The sequence below is a fragment of the Azospirillum oryzae genome, from assembly GCF_900177515.1.
Lineage (GTDB): Bacteria > Pseudomonadota > Alphaproteobacteria > Azospirillales > Azospirillaceae > Azospirillum > Azospirillum oryzae_A.
Map to the genome: position 1 here is coordinate 220,051 of NZ_FXAK01000005.1, position 19,382 is coordinate 239,432.

Annotated in this window: 13 protein-coding genes; 7 read left to right on the forward strand and 6 right to left on the reverse strand. The window is 67.0% G+C overall.

The genetic code is table 11. The features are described from left to right. Positions 1–270: 270 nt before the first annotated feature. Positions 271–1,725 (reverse strand): PAS domain-containing sensor histidine kinase, encoded by a 1,455-nt coding sequence (locus tag B9N97_RS09535; protein ID WP_085085710.1) that lies wholly within the window; start codon positions 1,723–1,725, stop codon positions 271–273. A 187-nt stretch (positions 1,726–1,912) separates the two neighbouring features. Continuing rightward, positions 1,913–4,183 (reverse strand): CheR family methyltransferase, encoded by a 2,271-nt coding sequence (locus B9N97_RS09540; RefSeq protein WP_244560637.1) that lies wholly within the window; start codon positions 4,181–4,183, stop codon positions 1,913–1,915. A gap of 156 nt (positions 4,184–4,339) precedes the next feature. Between B9N97_RS09540 and B9N97_RS09545 the strand changes: the two genes are divergently transcribed. Continuing rightward, entirely contained in the window at positions 4,340–5,353 is a 1,014-nt protein-coding gene (locus B9N97_RS09545; protein ID WP_085085712.1) for a chemotaxis protein CheB, read from the forward strand. A gap of 110 nt (positions 5,354–5,463) precedes the next feature. Continuing rightward, positions 5,464–7,752 (forward strand): FdhF/YdeP family oxidoreductase, encoded by a 2,289-nt coding sequence (locus tag B9N97_RS09550; RefSeq protein ID WP_085085714.1) that lies wholly within the window; start codon positions 5,464–5,466, stop codon positions 7,750–7,752. Positions 7,753–7,909: 157 nt separating this feature from the next. Here the strand turns inward: B9N97_RS09550 and polA are convergent, their stop codons facing one another. The 3 genes from polA to B9N97_RS09565 form a co-directional block, all read right to left on the reverse strand. Continuing rightward, on the reverse strand, positions 7,910–10,813 hold the full coding sequence (gene polA, locus B9N97_RS09555) for a DNA polymerase I (RefSeq protein ID WP_085085716.1): 2,904 nt from the start codon (positions 10,811–10,813) through the stop codon (positions 7,910–7,912). Between the two features lie 85 nt (positions 10,814–10,898). Then, the gene (locus B9N97_RS09560) at positions 10,899–11,666 is read right to left on the reverse strand and encodes a response regulator transcription factor (protein WP_167393265.1); all 768 of its coding nucleotides are present in this window, start codon (positions 11,664–11,666) and stop codon (positions 10,899–10,901) included. Positions 11,667–11,783: 117 nt separating this feature from the next. Next, positions 11,784–12,620, reverse strand: coding sequence for a substrate-binding periplasmic protein (locus B9N97_RS09565; protein WP_085085718.1), 837 nt, complete (start codon positions 12,618–12,620; stop codon positions 11,784–11,786). A 478-nt stretch (positions 12,621–13,098) separates the two neighbouring features. Between B9N97_RS09565 and B9N97_RS09570 the strand changes: the two genes are divergently transcribed. From B9N97_RS09570 to B9N97_RS09590, 5 genes are read left to right on the forward strand one after another with little or no spacing between them, the layout of a single operon-like run. Continuing rightward, positions 13,099–14,775, forward strand: coding sequence for a SpoIIE family protein phosphatase (locus B9N97_RS09570; RefSeq protein WP_085085720.1), 1,677 nt, complete (start codon positions 13,099–13,101; stop codon positions 14,773–14,775). A gap of 19 nt (positions 14,776–14,794) precedes the next feature. Then, positions 14,795–15,340: a SiaB family protein kinase gene (locus tag B9N97_RS09575; protein ID WP_085085722.1), complete on the forward strand. Its 546-nt coding sequence runs from the start codon at positions 14,795–14,797 to the stop codon at positions 15,338–15,340. 20 nt (positions 15,341–15,360) lie between these two features. Further along, complete coding sequence (siaC, locus tag B9N97_RS09580; RefSeq protein WP_085085725.1) at positions 15,361–15,735, forward strand: biofilm regulation phosphoprotein SiaC; 375 nt, start codon at positions 15,361–15,363, stop codon at positions 15,733–15,735. Positions 15,736–15,755: 20 nt separating this feature from the next. Beyond that, positions 15,756–16,658 carry a sensor histidine kinase gene (locus B9N97_RS09585; protein ID WP_085085727.1) on the forward strand — a complete coding sequence of 301 codons (903 nt, stop codon included), beginning with the start codon at positions 15,756–15,758 and terminating at the stop codon, positions 16,656–16,658. Beyond that, positions 16,655–17,443, forward strand: coding sequence for a GGDEF domain-containing protein (locus B9N97_RS09590; RefSeq protein ID WP_085085729.1), 789 nt, complete (start codon positions 16,655–16,657; stop codon positions 17,441–17,443). Before B9N97_RS09585 ends, B9N97_RS09590 begins: the two co-directional genes overlap by 4 nt. On the opposite strand, the gene B9N97_RS09595 is transcribed toward B9N97_RS09590, so the two are convergent. Then, positions 17,444–19,339: an AI-2E family transporter gene (locus tag B9N97_RS09595; RefSeq protein WP_085085732.1), complete on the reverse strand. Its 1,896-nt coding sequence runs from the start codon at positions 19,337–19,339 to the stop codon at positions 17,444–17,446. Positions 19,340–19,382: the final 43 nt, after the last annotated feature.

Sequence of the window (19,382 nt, forward strand, 5' to 3'; positions counted from 1 at the left end):
CGGAACCATGGGCGTGCTGCGCGTGATGATCCACGTTTGTTCCTCTTCATCGATCAAAGGCACCAACTCCCGCCTGCTAAGCGGGGCGAAAGCAAAACTCTAGTTCCAAGCCACCGCCGCGATGAACCTTCCCATGCGGATATCCATGGGGTGCATGGGGATGAGAGGTCAGCGAACCGAAGGTGGCAAAGCGGCTGTTGTGCGCATTATCCTTTCCTGCAACATCAACCTCTGCGGTTTCCCCCGAACCTGCGCCGTCGGGCGGGCCTATCAGGCAAGCGGCACCGTGACAGAAAAGACGGAGCCCCGGCCCGGCCAGGACCGCAAGCCGACCTCGTGGTCGAGCTGGCGGGCCAGCCGCGCGACGATGGCGAGGCCAAGGCCGACCCCGCGCCGCTGGTCGCGGTTGCGGCTGTCGAGCTGCCGGAACTCCTCGAAAATGACGGTCTGGCTGCGCTCGTCGATGCCGGGTCCGGTGTCCCACACCTCGATCCGCAGGCTGCTGCGCCCCTTTCCGTCGCGGCAGCGGCGGCTGCCCAGCAGGATCGAGCCGGAGTTGGTGTATTTCAGCGCATTCGCAAGGAGGTTCCGCAGAATTCGCTCCAGAAGCTGCGCGTCGCTGAACACCTCCGCGCTGCAGGGCATGACGCGGAAGCGCAGCCCGCGCATCTCCGCCTGGATCGTGAACTCACCCTGGATCGCCTCCAGCATGTCGCGCATCGACAGCGGCTCGATCATCGGTTCCAATGCCCCGGCGTCCAGCCGCGCGGTGTCCAGCATGCCGTCCAGCAAGGTGCGGATCGACAGGTGCGCGGCCAGAAGTCCGCCCAGTATCGGTTGCTCCCCGTCACCCAGCCGGTGGCGCAGCACGTCCAGGAATAGCCCCATCGACATCACCGGCTGGCGCAGGTCATGGCTGGCCGAGCCGAGAAGCTGCAGCTTGTCGGCATCGGCGGCGCGCAGACGCGTCAGTTCTTCGTTGGAGCGTGCGAGGTGGGCGTTGGCCTCCTCCACCTGCTCCAGCGAGAGGCGCAGTTCCTCGTCCATTGCGCGCAGTTCTTCCAGGGAGGCCTGAAGTTCGGTGTCGGACCGGTCGAATTCCCTGGTCCGGCTGTCCAGCGCGTTTTCCCGCAGCGACAGCCTTTCCTGTACCGCTTCCAACTGCGACAGCGTTTCGCGGTATCGTCCGTTTGCGGTGAACAGTTCCTTGCGCAGCTGCGCAATGGTCTCGTCCGCCTCCTGCTGGCGCCGCTCCAGATCCTCGACCAGCGTCTGCGCCTGCTCAAGCTCGTCGTAAAGCCGCTGGACCGCGGAGGGAGAGCAGTCCTCCTTCAGGTCGCCGGCCACGCAGATGAAATGCTCGGTCTCGCCGCTGGGGCCGATCAGCGGGGTGATGACCAGGGTGCACAGATATTCGCTGCCGTCCTTGCGCCGATTGACCAGGGTGCCGCGCGCGTGTTCCCCATCCAGCAGATCCTGCTTGATGGCGGCGGCCACCGCCTTGTCGGTGCGGGGGCACTGCATGAAACGGGGGGACCGGCCGATCACCTCGTCGGCACGATAGCCGGTCAGACGGGTGAAGGCTCGGTTGACATAGCGGATGGTCGGACCCGGAGCGGCGAGGTTCCGGTCGGTGACGATGACGGCGACATCCAGCCGATCCCACATCGGCTGGACGATCAGCGGCTTTGCCTTAATGTCTTTCAGTCCATGCACGTCCGACATGCCAACGCAGTCCTTTTTCGAGGCCAGGCGGTCCACGCTGCATGAAGCCGGGTCATTACACCGGCGCTCAGTTCATCATATCAACTGTCGCGACACCATGCCGTTACGGCCATATATCTTCAGATCAGTGTGGCCGGTTCTGCCATGCCGCCGGCGCCGCAGAGGGAGCCGCGGCGCCGGTCGCCGATTACCGCGATACCGGCTCCGCCCGGCTGTCGTCGATACCGATGCGCTGCCGCTTCGCGACGTCGTGGGAGATCACCACCAGGATCGGCGGATCCTCCTGCCCGAAATACTGCATGCACATCTCGACCTGTCGCGGCGGCTTGTTGCTGCTCTCGATGGTCGTCTCGACGACGATCTCCGCCTTCTCGCCCGACAGCAGCGGGGCGACAAGCCGGGTGAAGGCGCCGGCATCGATCTCCGGCATCAGGTCATGCAGGGCGATCTGGCGGAGGAAATCCAGCGAATAGCCCAGCTTCTCCTCCGCCCCCTTGTTGACCAGATGGAAATGGAAGGTGGTGGGATCGAGGAAATAGACCTCGTTCAGGGATTGCCCGACGATGCGGCCGAGATAGCGGATGAAGGCGTCGGACCGCCGACGCTCGGTCACGTCCTCCACGATCAGGATGACGCCGCGCGGCTGCCGGCTGTCATAGAGCAGCGGCGACAGGCGGATGCGGCAGTCGATCCGGCGACCGCGCCGGTCCATCGCCTCGATCTCCGTCGCTTCGGCCGGCATCTGCGTCGTCAGCGCGTCGTGCAGGGCGTCGCGCAACCGCTGCACCGGCAGGCCGATGTCGAGGTTAAGGAAGGACTGGCCGGTCACCTCCTCGTTGCGCAGCCCCCAGACATTCTCGCACCAGCGGTTCCAGGACTGGACCAGCAGGTTGTCGTCCAGCACGACGATGCCGGCGTCGATGCTGCGCAGGACGGATTCGGAATAGCGCCGGTACTCGCCCGCCTCGTCGCTCTGGCGCCGCATCTCCTCGTTGGTGACCTCAAGCTCCTCGTTGGTCGAGCGCAGCTCCTCGTTCATGGTCTCCAGTTCCTCGTTGGTGGACTGGAGTTCCTCGTTGGTCGTCTCCAACTCCTCGTTGGTCGACTGCAGCTCCTCGTTGGTGGTTTCCAGCTCCTCGTTGGAGGATTGGAGTTCCTCGATGGTGGTCTCCAGGCTTTCCTGCGCGACCTCGACCTCCTGCTGCAGCATGAAGACGCGGCTGGTGTCCTGGAAACTCAACAGCGTGCCGAAGGGCTTGCCGTCGCGGCCGAACAGGGGCGAAACCTCGATGGTCAGGCGCATCGCCTCGCCGCCCGCCCGATTGAAAGGCTGATGGTCGATGCGGACCATGCGTCCGGTGTTGCGCACCTCCTCGATCTGGCTGCGCAACTCCGTCGGACGATAGGAAATCGTCAGATCCTGGAAGGGGCGGCCGATGTCCGGTTCCTCGATGTCGAACAGGCGGCGGGCCAGCAGGTTGGCGAAGATCAGTTGGCCGTCGGAGCCGACCGCCATGTAGGCCGCGGAACTGCCGTCGACGATGCTTTCCAGCAGGCGGGTGTGCTGGCTGTTCCGTCCGTTGGGCAGGTCGGCCGCCAGCGTCAGGCTGCCGCCGGCTGTGCGGCGCCATTCCTGCGGAACCTTGGTGAAGATGCGGCTTTTCAGGTCCACCGCATCGAACATGCGCGACCGTGCCAGCTGGGTTTCCGCCTTGCCGAGGAACAGGACCCCTTCGTTGACCAGTGCATAGTGCAGGCGCGGCAGGACGATGGCCTGGGTGTCCGCCTCCAGATAGATCAGCAGGTTGCGGCAGACCAGCAGGTCGATGCGCGAGATCGGCGCGTCGCTGACCACATTGTGCCGGCCGAAGATCACGCATTTGCGCAGTTCGCGCTGGAAGACGTAATGGTTGCCGGTGCGCTCGAAATAGCGCTCCAGCAGCGGTTGCGGCACCGATTCCACATCGCGCGGGGCATAGGTGGCATGGCGCGCGGTGTTCAGCGCGTCTTCGTCGAGATCGGTCGCGTAAATCTTGACCCGCCGGCAGAAATCCGTGCTGCCGAGATGCTCGGCGAACAGCATCGCCAGCGAATAGGGTTCCTCCCCCGAGGCGCAGCCGACGCTCCAGATCCGGATCTGCGCCTTGTCACCCTTGCGTTCGATGATCTGGGGAACGACCTCACGGCGCAGCACCTCCCACGCCTCCTTGTCGCGGAAGAAGGAGGTGACGTTGATCAGGACGGTGTTCAGCAGGTCGATGAATTCCTGCGGATGGGCCTCCAGGAAACCATGATAGGCGTTGAAGCTGTCGCAGCCCACCTCCTCCATCCGGCGCCGGATCCGGCGTTCCAGGCTGGTCCGCTTGTAGCCGCGGAAGTCGATGCCGCGACTTTCCTGTATGTGGCGGATCAGATTGGAAAAGTCGCTGTCCGGATTATCGTTGCTGCTGGTCATCATATCTATCTTCGCCGTGTCGGGCGGAGCATAGACGGCAATCTACAGTTTGCTCAAGCGGAGTGACGTCGTAGATCCCAGATCCAGATCCGTTTGGATCGAAGTGGAAATTCTTGACTCAGCATTGCGACGCAACAGGCGGCTGGCTGTTCATGATCCATGGACAAGCGCGACATACTGGTGATCGGTGCATCGGCCGGCGGACTTGCGGCCCTGACCCGACTGTTCGGCGGCATGCCGGAGGATTGCATGCCGACCGTGTTCGTCGTCCTGCACATCTCGCCCAGCGCCAGGAGCATGCTGCCGCGCCTGCTCAACCGCGTCGAGTGGCTGACCGCTTTCCATCCAACCGACGGCGAACCGATCCGCCCCGGCCATATCCATCTGGCACCGCCCGACCATCACCTGCTCGTCCACCGCGACCGCGTGCTGGTGCGCCGGGGCCCGCGGGAGAACCGCACCCGTCCTGCCGTCGACCCGCTGTTCCGCTCCGCCGGGATCGCCTTCGGCAGCCGGGTCGTCGGTGTGGTGCTGACGGGGATGCTCGACGACGGAACGTCCGGGCTGCGCGCCATCCATCGTTGCGGCGGCGTCTGCATCGTCCAGGACCCGGAGGAGGCGGAGTGGCCGGGCATGCCGGAAAGCGCCATCGCCCGTGCGCCGATCGACCATGTGCTGCCTGTCGATGCCATGCCGGCGCTGCTGTGCCGGCTGGCGGCGGAGCCGGCGCCACCCGGCCCGCCGGTGCCCTTCGACATCGCCGAAGAGGCTCACATCGCGGAACAGGAGTTCACGACCGTGTCCGACGATACCCAGGCGATCGGCAGCCCGACCACCCTGTCCTGCCCGGAATGCGGCGGCGGACTGTCGGAAATCCGGGACGGCCCTGCCCTGCGATTCCGCTGTCAGGTCGGCCATGCCTTCAGCCCCGACAGCATGGAGGAGGCGCAGGCCGAATCGATGGAAAAGGCCCTTTGGGTCGCGCTGCGCACCCATGAGGACCGGGTGGAGCTGTTCAACCGCATGACCCGCCACGCCCGTGAGCGCAATCAACTTAACCTGGCCGCGCAATGGGAATCGCAGATGCAGGAGGCGCGAAGGAACGCCGATCTGCTGCGTCAGGTCCTGTCCAAGCCGGAGGTCAAGAGGGCCAACGAGCAGAAGAAGGGTTGACCGGGATTCGGGTAGGACCGGAACCAGATCGCGTCCGCGGGGTTGGACTGAAGACCAGCGCAGATGGTTTCCCCAAAGACATGCCCCAATCGCAGCGAGAGACGCATCCCATGAGCATCGACGGACTGTCGGACGACGACGACACCCCGCACTACGACGGCCCGGCCGGCGGCTGGGGGTCGGTCAGATCGATGGCCCGCATCATGGGCGAGGAACGGCCATCCGCCGCCGTGCTCGACACGCTGCGCCGGCAGAACAAGCCCGGCGGCTTCATGTGCGTGTCCTGCGCCTGGGCCAAGCCGGCCAAGCCCCACACCTTCGAGTTCTGCGAGAACGGCGCCAAGGCGACGATCTGGGAGCTGACCAGCCGGCGCTGCACCCCCGATTTCTTCGCCGAACACACGGTCACGGAGTTGAGGGGCTGGAAGGACTACGATTTGGAACAGCAGGGGCGGCTGACCCACCCCATGCGTTACGACCGGGCGAGCGACCGCTATTTGCCCTGCGCGTGGGAGGAGGCCTTCGCCGCCATCGGGACGGAGTTGCGCGCCATCGCCCCGGAACAGGCGGTGTTCTATTCGTCGGGCCGCGCCAGCCTGGAAACCTCCTATCTCTACGCGCTGTTCGCGCGGCTCTATGGGCACAACAATTTGCCCGACAGCTCCAACATGTGCCACGAGACCACCTCGGTCGGGCTGAAGAAGGTCATCGGCTCGCCGGTCGGCACCTGTGTTCTTGACGATTTCGACAGTTGCAACGCCATCTTCTTCTTCGGCCAGAACACCGGGTCGAACAGCCCCCGCCTGCTCCACCCGCTGCAGGAGGCGGTGAAGCGCGGGGCGAAGATCGTCACCTTCAACCCCGTGCGGGAAAAGGGGCTGGAGAGCTTCCGCAACCCGCAAAGCCCGCTGGAGATGCTGACCGGCAAGGATACGCAGATCTCCACCCTGTATTTCCAGCTGAAGGCCGGCGGCGACATCGCCGCGATCACCGGCCTGATCAAGCATGTGCTGGCGGCGGAGGAGGAACGGCAGCGGGAGGGCAGGCATGTCCTCGACCAGGACTTCATCGCCCAGCACACCGCCGGCTTCGAAGAGATGAAGGCGCGGGTGGACGCCATCGGCTGGGAAGAGATCGAGGAGGAATCCGGCCTGACCCGCGCGGAGCTGAAGCAGGCCGCCGACATCTATGTCGAGGCCGACCGCTCCATCGCCATGTATGGCATGGGCCTGACCCAGCAGGTGCACGGGTCGGAGACTCTCGGGGCGCTGGTCAATTTGTGGCTGCTGAAGGGCAACATCGGCCGCGACGGCGCCGGCATCTCGCCGGTGCGTGGCCACTCCAACGTCCAGGGCCAGCGCACCGTCGGCATCTCCGAAAAGCCGGAGCTGGTGCCGCTCGACCGGCTGGCCGAACAGTTCGGCTTCGAGCCGCCGCGCAAGGAGGGGCTGACCACCGTCACGGCCTGCGAGAAGATCCTGTCGGGCGAGGTGAAGGCCTTCATCGGGCTGGGCGGCAACTTCGTCCGCGCGATCCCCGAGCGCGAGCGGATGGAGGCGGCCTGGACGCGCATGCGCCTGACCGTGCAGATCGCCACCAAGCTGAACCGCAGCCACCTGATCAACGGCGAGGTCGCCTATCTGCTGCCCTGCCTCGGCCGGTCGGAAGAGGACATGCAGGAGAGCGGCGCGCAGGCGGTGACGATGGAGGACAGCCTGAGCTGCATCCACGGCTCGCTCGGCAACAACACGCCGGCCAGTCCGCATCTGAAATCGGAGGTCGCCATCGTCGCCGGCATGGCCAAGGCGACCCTGCCGCCGAATCCGAAGGTGACGTGGGACGCGTGGGTGGCCGATTACGGCCGCATCCGCGCCCTGATCGAGGAGACCTATCCCGACCAGTTCCACCGCTTCAACGAGCGGGTCTTCACCCCCGGCGGCTTCTACCGCGGCAACCCGGCGCGCGAGCGGATCTGGAAGACCGAGTCCGGCAAGGCCCACTTCACCCCGCCGGCCCACCTGCGCGCCATCGGCTTCGAGGATGCGCCGGGCCGCTGGCGGCTGATGACGATGCGGTCCAACGACCAGTTCAACACGACGATCTACGGCTATTCCGACCGGATGCGCGGCATCGAGGGCACCCGCGACGTGCTGCTGATGAACCCGCTGGACATCGCCGCGGCCGGCTTGCAGGAGGGCCAGGTGGTGGGGCTGGCGAGCGACGCCGGCGACGATGTCGACCGCCGGGTGGGCGGGCTGACGGTGACGCCCTTCCACCTGCCGCGCGGCTGCGTCGGGGCCTACTACCCGGAGATGAACCCGCTGATTCCGCTGTGGTATCACGACGAGGCGTCGAAGACGCCTGCGGCGAAGGGGGTGCCGGTGAGGATTGTGGCGTAGATCCCCTCTCCCCCCCCGGGGAGAGGGTTAGGGTGAGGGGGACGCGAAGCGAGGATTCTCAAGGATCCCATACTTCGCGCTCCCCACCAAATCCACCCTATGCATCCCCCTCACCCCGACCCTCTCCCCGGGGGGGAGAGGGGGATTTCCTCACCCCTCAGTGCGCCTCTTCCCAATTGTCCCCAATCCCGGCTTCCGCCACCAGCGGAACGCCGAGATGGGCGGCCCCCTCCATCACTTCCCGCACGATCCGCGCCGCGTCCTCGGCCTCCGCTTCCGGCACCTCGAACAGCAGTTCGTCGTGCACTTGCAGCAGCATCCGCGCGTTGCTGCCCGCGGCGGCCAGCGCGCCCGGCATGCGGTTCATCGCGCGCTTCATGATGTCGGCGGCGGTGCCTTGAATCGGGGCGTTGATCGCCTGACGTTCGGCGAAGGCGCGGCGGGCGGCGTTCTTTTCCTGGATGCCGGGCATGTAGCAGCGGCGGCCGAACAGGGTCACCACATAGCCGTGCTGGCGGGCGAAGGTCTTGGTCGCCTCCATCCACACCTTCAACTCGTGGAAGCGCTCCAGATAGGTCTTGATGAAGGTGTTGGCCTCGCCGGGAGCGATGCCGAGCTGGCGGCCCAGGCCGAAGCCGGAGATGCCGTAGATGATGCCGAAGTTGATCGCCTTGGCCTTGCGGCGGATGTCGGGCGTCATCTGCTCCAGCGGGATGCCGAAGACCTGGGCGGCGGTGGCGGCGTGAATGTCCAGCCCGTCGCGGAAGGCGTCCTTCAGCGCCTGGATGTTCGCCATCTCCGCCACCAGACGCAGCTCGATCTGCGAATAATCGACGCTCAGCAGCTTATGGCCGGGTGAGGCGACGAAGGCGCGACGGATCTTCTTGCCCTCCTCCGTCCGCACCGGGATGTTCTGCAGGTTGGGGTCGGTGGAGGACAGGCGGCCGGTGTTGGTCGCCGCCAGCGCGAAGGCGGTGTGGACGCGGCCGGTGACGGGAGAGATCTTCTCCTGCAACGCGTCGGTGTAGGTGCTTTTCAGCTTGGCGAGCTGGCGCCAGTCGAGCACGCGCTGGGCGATGGTGTGGCCCTGCTCCGCCAGCTCCTCCAGCACGCTGCTGTCGGTGGAATAGGCGCCGGTCTTGCCCTTCTTGCCGGTGCCGAGCTTCAGCGTGTCGAACAGGATTTCGCCCAGTTGCTTGGGCGAGCCGATGTTGAAGGTCTGGCCGGCGAGCAGGTGGACATCCTTCTCGATCTCGGCGAGGCGGACGGACAGGCTCTGCGACAGGTCGGACAGCGCCTTCTTGTCGATGTGCACGCCCGCCCGCTCCATGTCCGCCACCACCGGGACCAGCGGGCGGTCCAGCGTCTCGTACACGGTGACCATGCGGTCGTCGACCAACCGCGGCTTCAGCAGAGTCCACAGGCGCAGCGTGATGTCGGCATCCTCGGCGGCATAGGCCAGCGCCTTGTCCAGCGGCACGCGGTCGAAGGTGATCTGGTTCTTGCCGGTGCCGCAGACCTCCTTGAAGGGAATCGGCGTGTAGGCGAGGTGCAGTTCCGCCAGTTCGTCCATGCCGTGGCCGTGGGACCCGCCCTCCAGCACATAGGAGATCAGCATGCTGTCGTCGATCGGCGAGACCTTGATGCCGTTGCGGGCGAACAGCTGGTGGTCGAACTTGAAGTTGTGGCCGACTTTCAGGACCGACGGATCCTCCAGCACGTCCTTCAGGATCGCCATCGCCTCGGCCGTGGGGATCTGCTTGGGCGGCGGCGGGGCGTCGAAGTCCAGCTGCCCGGCGGCGGCGGTCGAGGCGCCATGGGCGAGCGGGATGTAGCAGGCGATGCCCGGCTCGGTGGACAGCGAGACGCCGACCAGCATGGCGGTGGCCGGGGTCAGGCTGTCGGTCTCGGTGTCGACCGCCAGCACGCCGGTCTCGCGCGCCTGCTCGACCCAGCGGCGCAGCGTGTCGGCGTCCTGCACCAGCTCGTATCGCACCTCCGGCACATTCAGCACCGTCTTGCGGGCCGGGCGGTCATCCGTGGCCGGGCTTTCGGCGGGCGCCGGAGAGGTCGTGGCGGGGGTGGCTGCCGAATGGGAGGACGCGGGCGCGCCGCCGGCCCCGTCGGCGATGCGGCCGTCCTTCTGCATCTCCATCTCGACGCGGGAGACGATGCTGCGGAAGCCCTGGGCGCGCAGGAAGTCGATCAGCTTCTGGTGGTCGGGCTCGCGCACCCGCAACTCGTCCAGCGGCTTGGGCGGCGGCACATTCTCGTCCAGCAGGACCAGACGGCGGGAGATGCGGGCCTGCTCGGCGAACTCGATCAGCTTCTGGCGGCGGGCCGGCTGCTTGATCTTCTCGGCATTGGCCAGCAGGGCTTCCAGGTCGCCATATTCGGTGATCAGCTGGGCGGCGGTCTTCACGCCGATGCCGGGCACGCCGGGGACATTGTCGACGCTGTCGCCGGCCAGCGCCTGGACGTCCACCACCTTCTCCGGCGGGACGCCGAACTTCTCGAACACCTCGTCGGGCCCGATGGCCTTGTTCTTCATCGGGTCGAACATGCCGACGCCGGGGCGGACCAGCTGCATCAGGTCCTTGTCCGACGACACGATGGTCACCGGACGCCCGGCCTCCTGCGCCAGACGGGCGTAGGTGGCGATCAGGTCGTCGGCCTCGAAGCCCTCCAGCTCCAGGCAGGGCAGGCAGAAGGCCTCCGTCGCCTCGCGGATCAGGGCGAACTGGGGCTTCAACTCCTCCGGCGGTTCCGGACGGTGCGCCTTGTAGTCGGGGTAGAACTCGTTGCGGAAATTCAGGCGCTTGCTGTCGAAGACCACCGCCACCGCTTCCGCCTTGGCGTCGGCCAGCAGCTTCAGCAGCATGTTGGAGAAGCCCAGCACCGCGTTGACCGGCGTGCCGTCCGGCCGCGTCAGCATCGGCAGCGCGTGGAAGGCGCGGAAGATGAAGCCCGACCCGTCGACCAGATACAGGCCGCTGCCGTCGCCGCCGGTGGTGGCCTTGGCTTCGGTCGCGGTGTTCTCGGAGGCGGTGGCGTCAGTCATGGTGGTCTCTCGTCCCTTCCTTGCGGGCGCTACCATCGCCGAAGGAGGGCCGGGAGTCGAGTGCCGAGACCGGGGTAGAACGCCCTCAGCCGGCGCTGTCCTCCACCGCGCTGCTCACCACCGGGCCGATGAAGGCATAGCCGACGCCGTGCACGGCCTGGACCGGCAGGGCACAGCCGCTGCGCTCCTCCACCTTGATGCGCAGGCGGCGGACCAGCGAGTCGATGGAGCGGCTGTAGGGGTCCCAGTCGCGGCCCGTCAGCGCCAGGGAGATGTCCTGGCGGCTCACCGCCTCGCCGGGCGCGGTCACCAGCAGGGAAAGGAACTTGTACTCCGTCGCGGTCAGCGGCACGGCGGCGCCGGTCGGCGGCTGGATGCGCCATTCGATGTCGTCGAACAGCCACGCCTTGCGCAGGTCCGCGCCCGGTGCGCCGGCGGGGGCGGCGGGAGAGGGCTGGACCTGTTCCGCGGCGGGCGGCGACTCGGCACCCTTCTGCATCCGGCGCATCAGCGCCTTGATCTGCGCCTCCACCTCGCGGAAATCGACCGGCTTGACCAGATAGACGTCGGCGCCAAGCTCCAGCCCGATGACGCGGTCGATCAGGCTGGACCGCGCCGTCAGCATGATGATGGCGGCGGGCGAGCCGGCGCGGACCCGGCGGGCGACCGAAAAACCGTCCTCGTCCGGCAGGTTGATGTCGAGCACGATCACATCGGCCGGGCCCGCCTCCAGCAGCCGGTCCAGTTCCGCACCGCGCGACGCCCCCCGCACCTCGAAGCCGCAACGGTCGAGATATTCGACAAGATCGTCACGAAGGTCGGCTTCGTCCTCGACCACAATGATCCGGGCCACGACGCCTCACGCCCCCATTCACATTCGTATGAGGTTATCTTAAACGCCTGGGCGGGTTACGCAAACCCTATCAGACGAATGGAATAAACGAGGCCGCGCAATATCGGTTCCAACGCCTTACCTATTGGGTAGGTAGCGGTCGCCGACCGTGGCGGCATAGCGCGCAACCCACTCCCGGTCGATGGCGTCGACGCGGCCCTTCGCCTTCAGCTCGGCAAAGCAGCGGTCGAAGTCGGCGCGCAGCGACTCGTCGCGGAAGACCATGCTGTAGGACGTCGGCGGGAAGATGGCGGTGAACTGCACCGGCTGGGCCGGATCGAACGGCAGTCCGCCGGCCGATTTCGCCTTTTCCTGAAGCTGGCGGTTGTACTCGGCGAAGATCAGGCCGTCGGCCAGCACCGCGTCCACCCGACCGGCGAACAGCAGGTTGGAATGCACCATCTGGTCGGCGCGCTCGCGGAAATCGCCGAAGCTGGGAATTGCGGCGCGCAGGCCCGGCAGCACGTCCGGCGCGCCGGAAAAGGTGATGACCCGCTTGCCCGCCAGATCGGCCAGCGACCGCACGCTCAGGCCGCTGCTTTTCAGCACCGAGGCGCCGTTCTGGTAAAAGATGTAGGGGACGGAACGGGACCCCGGCATCTCCATTCCCGACGGCACGGTGGTGACGGCATCCACCTGCCCGCCCGCCTGAACGCCGTCGCGGTAATCGTTCCAATGGCGGCCGAACGGGACAACCTTGAAGTGCGCCTCGTGCCCGCAGGCGGCCAGGGTTTCCTTGATGATGGACGCCTCGCGCCCGGTGCCGTCGGCGGTCATCATCGGCGGCAATTCCGGCGCCAGGATCGTCACCGGGCGGGCCGCCGCCGGCAGCGCCGCGGAGACGATGCCGATGAATAGGGCAAGGCGGGCCGCAACGTTCCCCGCAGCGGCGAATGCACGAACACCGAACGCCATCCTTCGCACTCCGTCCTTGCCAAGCTCGGATCAAGTCCGCCGCAACCGCCGCGACCAGCCCGGAGGCTGGCAGTCCCGGAAAGTAGCATGGGCGACGGCGCGTCCGTCCACGGAAAATCCCACGTCCGGCAAAGGCTTCAGCGACTTGAACGGTGCGTATGTCACAGTTCGTCGCAATTGGTTGGGATTGGTCGCCGGCCGTTGCCGGTCGCTCCCATTTTGTCGGCCGCTCCGACAATGAACACCCCTTCTGCCAAATGTTATTTCAGGACTGAGTAAATCGATCGTGCTATGGATAGGCTCATCGGCCACTCGCATGATGTCCGCCGGCTGGCTCGATGACTGTCGGCACGTTGCACGCGAGGGTGGATTTACTGATGGAAATGGGACTACCGCACCCCCGAACCTCCGGGCCGGGGGTGACATGAAACCCGCCATGAACGCAAAGGCCCCGATCGGCCGGGTCAGGAGGATGTGGATGAGCGTCACGGGATGGGACGACACCGAATCCTATACGCTTCGCGGCGCCGGCCCCCGCGGATCGGGTGACGGGGTCGCCCGTGCCGGCGGATCGTCCCTGCTGACCCGCGTCATTCTGATGATCGTCGGCTCCACCTTGCTGGTCGGGCTCATCGCCATGGGCGTGTCGTCCGTGCTGGTCGGCCGGCAGCAGCGCGACGCGCTGACCCACCGCGCGACGCTGGTCGGCACGCTGCAGGCCTCGGCCATGGGGCAGGCGGTTTGGGAGTTCGATACCCGCGCGGTCGAGGCGATGATCCGCGGCCTGATGGCCGAGGATCCGGCGGTGCGCAGCGTCAAGGTGTGGGCGGCGACCGGCGGGCGCGGCGGACATGGCGAACCGCTGGTGGAGCTGGACCGGCCGGCCGGCCGCGCCGAACTGGCGACCGTCGAACGCAAGATCCACATGTCCGACAGCAGCGGCGAGCGCACGATGGTCGGCCTGCTGCGCATGACCTATTCGCTGGAGGAGGCGGAAAGCGCCACCCTGACGGCGCTGGCACCGATGGCCGGTCTGGTCTTCTTCTCGCTGCTGGCGGTCATCGGCATGATCAGCGTGCTGCTGAACCGGCTGGTTCTGGCGCCGCTCGCCCGGCTGACCCGGTCGGCCGGGGCCATCGCCGCCGGCGACTACCGCGTGCGCCTGCGCAACAGCCGCTCCGACGAGATCGGCCAGCTGACGGTCGCCTTCAACCACATGGCGGAAACCGTCCACGACTATACCGAGCGGCTGGAGCAGCGCGTCGCCGAACGGACGGAGGAGCTGCGCCAGTCCAACGAGCAGCTGGCGGTCGTCAACCGGCAGGTGATGGACAGCATCCAGTACGCCAGCCTTCTGCAGTCTGCCATCCTGCCCGACGAGCGCGAGATGGCGCGGCGGCTGGAGGGCCTGTGCGTGCTGTGGCGGCCGCGCGACGTGGTGGGCGGCGACTTCCACATCTTCCGCGAGCTGGAGGACGGCCGCTTCCTGATCGGCGTCGCCGACTGTTCCGGCCATGGCGTGCCGGGCGCCTTCATGACGATGACGGTGTCGGCCATCCTCGACCATGTGCTGTCGGAAACGCCGGACAGCGATCCGGCGGCGATCCTGGGCGGGCTGAATCGCATGGTGCGCGCGGCGCTGGCCCGCGGGCGCGACAACCCGCGCTTCGACAACGGGCTGGACATCGGGCTGTGCCTGGTGCGGCCGGACCAGGGCGACCTGCTGTTCGCCGGCGGCCGGATCGGCCTGCACATCGTCGATCCCGGCGCGGACGAAGTCGGCGAGGTCAAGGGCGACGCGCAGAGTCTCGGCTATCGCCGCTCCGACATCGGCCACCGCTTCACCACCCACCGGGTGGAGCTGGCGCCGGGCCGCAGCTTCTACCTGACCACCGACGGCTTCCTCGATCAGGCCGGCGGCGCCCGCGGCTTCGGCTTCGGCAACCGCCGCTTCAGCACCATGCTGCTGGAGCACGCGACGATCCCGATGGCGGAGCGCCGGGCGGCGTTCGCGCAGGCCCTGGCCGAACATCAGGGCGAGCGGGCCCAGCGCGACGACATCACGCTGGTCGGCTTCACCGTTTCCCCGACCAATTCGGCGTCGGCCATGGTAACGCTTGCCGACGCATCCTCATCCCACCCCGTCCACCCGTAAGGCAGGTCGTCAAGGAACGATGAAAGGCAACGAACTCTTCAACCTGCAGGAGCTGCTGTCGCGGCAGAAGCTGCTGATCTGCTTCAGCGGCCCCTTCAGCCACAGCGTCATCGAGGAGCTGGGCAAGGCGGTCCGCAACCATCTTGAAAATGAGCGGATCGAGAAGTCGGCGATCATGGACGTCTTCTCCGTCTATGTGGAGCAGGCGCAGAATGTCCGCAACTACACGGCATCCCGCGAAGCGCTGGGCCGGCCGATCCCGGCCAACAGCGGCATCGTCGTGATCGGCAAGGAGGGCGACCACTATGTCGTCAGCTCCGGCAATCTGGTGGAGGCGGACGACGTCCCCGGCCTGTCGGCGATGCTGGAGAAGCTGCGCGGGCTGGACAAGGCCGGCCTCAAGGCGGTCTACAAGGAACAGTCGCGCAAGCCGCGCGAACCGGGCGCCAGCGGCGCCGGACTGGGGCTGATCGACATGGCGCGAAAGGCCACCCGGCCGCTGGAATACTCGCTGCGCGCGGTCGACGACGCCTATTTCTTCTTCAGCCTTGAAGTCCAGCTATAAGAAATCACGGAACACGCATAATGGACAGTTTGCGGATCGAGGCAACCTCCTGCTCGCCCCTGATCGATTTCGATCCGGCGGCCGGGCTGCTGCGCATCGAAGGCGAATCCTATCCGGAAAATTCCTTCGATTTCTACGCGCCGGTGTTCGGCTGGCTGGAGGAGTATCTGAAGGCCCCCGCCCCGGCGGTGGTGCTGGACATCGGGCTGAGCTATCTCAACACCAGCAGCATCAAATGCATGATCGACGTGCTGGAGATGCTGGACGGCGCCCACCAGAACGGGCAGACGGTGTCGGTGCGCTGGCATTACGACAGCGACAACGACCGCGCGCTCGACATGGCCGAGGAATTCGCCGAGGACGTGTCGCTGCCTTTCGAAATTCTGGCGCACTGATCGCGCACTGAGCACCCGGGATGACGATGCGGTCGCAGGAACAGGAGCTTCGTCAGTGGGTTCAGCGGCTGGCCGAGGATCCGGCCAATGCCGACAACCCGCTGCTGGCGGAATTCCAGACTTTGGCGGAACGGCACGGCAAGCTTTTGCGCCAGTTCCGCAAGATCGCCAAGATCAGCGACCGCCTCCAGACCGAGACCAAGGAGATGGCGCTGCAGCAGCGCCAGTTCGTGCTGATGGTCAGCCACGAATTCCGCACGCCGCTGGCGATCATCGACAGCGCCTCGCAGATGCTGGAGCTTGAGCCGAAGCTGCCGGTTTCGGCGATGCCGCGGGTGGGCAAGATCCGCAACGCGGTCCAGCGGATGCTGCACCTGATCGAACGCTGCCTGACCAACGACCGGCTGGGCACCGCGGCGGCGCGGCCGATGGCCTTCGACCTCGCGGCGATGCTGACCGCGCTGGTGGGCGAGGTGGGAGCGTCGGCCTGCGGCCACCGGGTCGAGCTGCATGGCGCCGACCGTCCTCTCCCGATCCCCGGCGACCGCGACCTTTTGGCGATTGTGTTTTCCAACCTGCTGGAGAACGCTGTCAAATACTCGCCGAACGGGGGGACGATCCGTGTCGACCTTTCGGCCGGTGAGGGCCAGGTCACGGTGGGGATCACCGACGAGGGAATCGGCGTCAATGCGGCCGACGCGGCGCGGCTGTTCGACAAGTATTTCCGCGCGTCGAACGCCGCCGGAACGACCGGTGCCGGACTGGGGCTCCACCTTGCCCGCTGCATCGTGGACACCCACGGCGGCGGCATCTCGATGACGAGCGAGTTGGGACGGGGATCGGCCTTCACCGTCCGTCTGCCGGTGCCGCGGGCCGAGGTCCGGGCGAACGCGGCGGCTCCGGTGGCGGAGGAGACGTCGTGACCGGCGATCCCAAATCCGCCGGCGCCGGGCTTGAGGGCGCGAAAGTGATGGGTTTGCCCAGACGCTGGGCCTTGCGGCGGGGAACGGTGGGCATGATGCTGCAGGAACAGAAAATCCAGGACTGGCTCGCCCGCCTTGCGGAGAACCCGGATTATGCCGCCCATCCGCTGATGAGGGAATTCCGCGCCCTCGCCGACGAGCATCTGAAGCTGATGCGGCAGCTGACCAAGATCGCCAAGATCAGCGACCGCATGCAGACCGACACCCGCCAGATGGCGCGGGCGCTGCACGCCGCCTCGCAGACCGATCCGCTGACCGAACTGCCGAACCGCCGCCAGATGATCGAACGGCTGGAGGCGGAGCTGTGCCGTGTCGGCCGCAACGGCGGCGGCTTCGCGCTGATCATGCTGGACATCGACCATTTCAAGGACGTGAACGACGCCTTCGGCCATGCCGCCGGCGACCATGTTCTGGTTGAAGCCGCCGGCCTGCTGCGGCGGAACCTGCGCGGGCACGACCTGTGCGCCCGCTGGGGCGGCGAGGAGTTCCTGATCCTGCTGCCCGACACCGATCAGGTCCAGGCCGAAGCTGTGGCGGAAAAGCTGCGGGACATCATCGCCCGCCATCCCATCGCGCATCAGGAGCACGACATCGCCGTGACCCTGAGCCTGGGCGTCGCCGCCTACCGCGAGGGGCGGACGGCCGATGCCTGCATCCAGGCGGCCGACGATGCGCTGTACATCGCCAAACGCGCCGGACGGAACAGGTGGGCCGCGGCGGCCTGACTAAGGCTGCGGAGACGTTGCCTCGGGAGCCGGGGCCGCAACCACGCCGATGTTCAATTCCTCCAACTGCGCCAGGGCGCCGGCCATGTCGGTGGCGACCAGATTGGCGTCGGTCTCAGCACTGGCGCGCTCAGGGACCTCGGCTTCCGGATGGGCGCTCCACAGGCAGAGCAGGATCGGCACGCGCGGGCCGAAATGCAGGCGCAGACGGCGCAGCATCCGCCGGCAGTGACCGAGGGCCGAGGGATTGAGGGAGGACAGCACCACCGCATCCACGCCCGTGGTGCCCAGGCTGGCGATGGCGCGGGACGACGCCTTCTCGCACGGGATGACGTCGGCCTGGATGCCGCGGCCGGTCAGCAGATAGGCGAGAACCCCGGCCGCCGCTTCATCCAGATTGTTGCGCGCAGCGACGCAGAGAACGCGCCGCGCCGGGTCGGCGGCGACCGTCTCCGTCAACTCGTCCAGCAGGCTCGCCATGCCCTCCGCCACCGCCTGCCGTCCATCCGGATTCAGGCGGCCGCGCTGGCGGTCCTGCTCGGCCAGCGACAGGGCGGGAAGCAGCAGGCCGTCGGCCAGTTCGACCGGGCTGCAGGCGCCGAGCCGCTCCTCGGCAAGCTCCGTCGCCTCGGTGGGGTCGCGGGCGAGCAGGCGCTGGTACACCTTCGCCTCGTCGGGCAGGACGGGGCGGTCGCCCAGCATAACCTCCAGGAAATGCAGCTGCGGCACATGGCGGCCCAGCACGACGAGGCACACCGTCAGCGGCGTCGCCAGCAGCAGCCCGACGGGTCCCCACAGCGTCGTCCACACCACCGCCGCGACGATGATGGCAAGGGACGACAAGCCGGTCGCTGTGCCGTAGAGCCAGGGCTCCACCACATTGTTGGAGAACAGCTCCACCGCCACGAACAGGGCGACGCACAGCAGCGGCAGGGTCCAGCCGGTGTCGACCGCGAAGGACAGCAGGATCGGAAAGGCCGACGCGATCACCGGCCCCAGGAACGGGATGAAGCGCAGAACCGTCGCCATCAATCCCCACAGCAGCGGATTCGGCACGCCAAGCAGCCACAGCCCGATGCCGATCGGCAGACCGTAGGTGACGTTCACCACCACCTGCATCAGCAGATAGCGGCTGACCCGCTCGCCGGCGTCGTTCATCGCTTCCGTCGTGCGGCTGAGGTCGCCGGAGCCGACCAGACGGATCAGGCGGTCGCGCAGATCCTCCCGCTGCAGCAGCATGAAGATGGTGAAGACCAGCACCATGCCGGCGGTGGCGATGGGCGTCATCGCCGGGCCGAGAACCCGGCTGGCGAGATCGAACACGCCGGTGTCGGACTGGTCGATGCGCACCGGCACGGGTTCGCGGCGCGGCGGGGTGGCGGAGCCGGCCTGCGGAGACGTGGGCCCGGCGGTGGAGCCCTGCTGCTCCTTCGGCGCGTTGCCGGTTGCGTTCTCCAGCTCCTGCTTGAGATCGCGGAAGGCCTCCGTCGCCTGCTGGATGGCACCGCGGTCGCCGGTCGTCGCGGTGGCGCTGCGCAGGGATTCGATCTTGGTGTGGATGTTGCGCTGGTAGGTCGGCAGATTGTCGGCGAGATCGCCGAGCTGGCTGCCAACGACCGCGCCGAAGCCGATGACGGCGAGGAACAGCAGGACCACCACCGCCAGCACCGACGGCACCCGGCCGAGACGCCAGCGCTCCAGCCGGCTGACGATGGGCGTCAACACGAAGCCGAGAAGGATCGCCAGGGCGATCGGCATCAGGATGTCCGCCGCCACATACAGCGTCACCACGATCAGCGTGATGATGAGCAGGATGGTCTGGATGGAGACGGGCGGAGCGGCCTTCGTCACCGCGATGGGGCGTGCCTGCAGCCGGCGGGCGGTGTCCTCGGCCATGATCGTCGGGCTTTCCGGATGGGAGAATGCCCGACAGGAACAC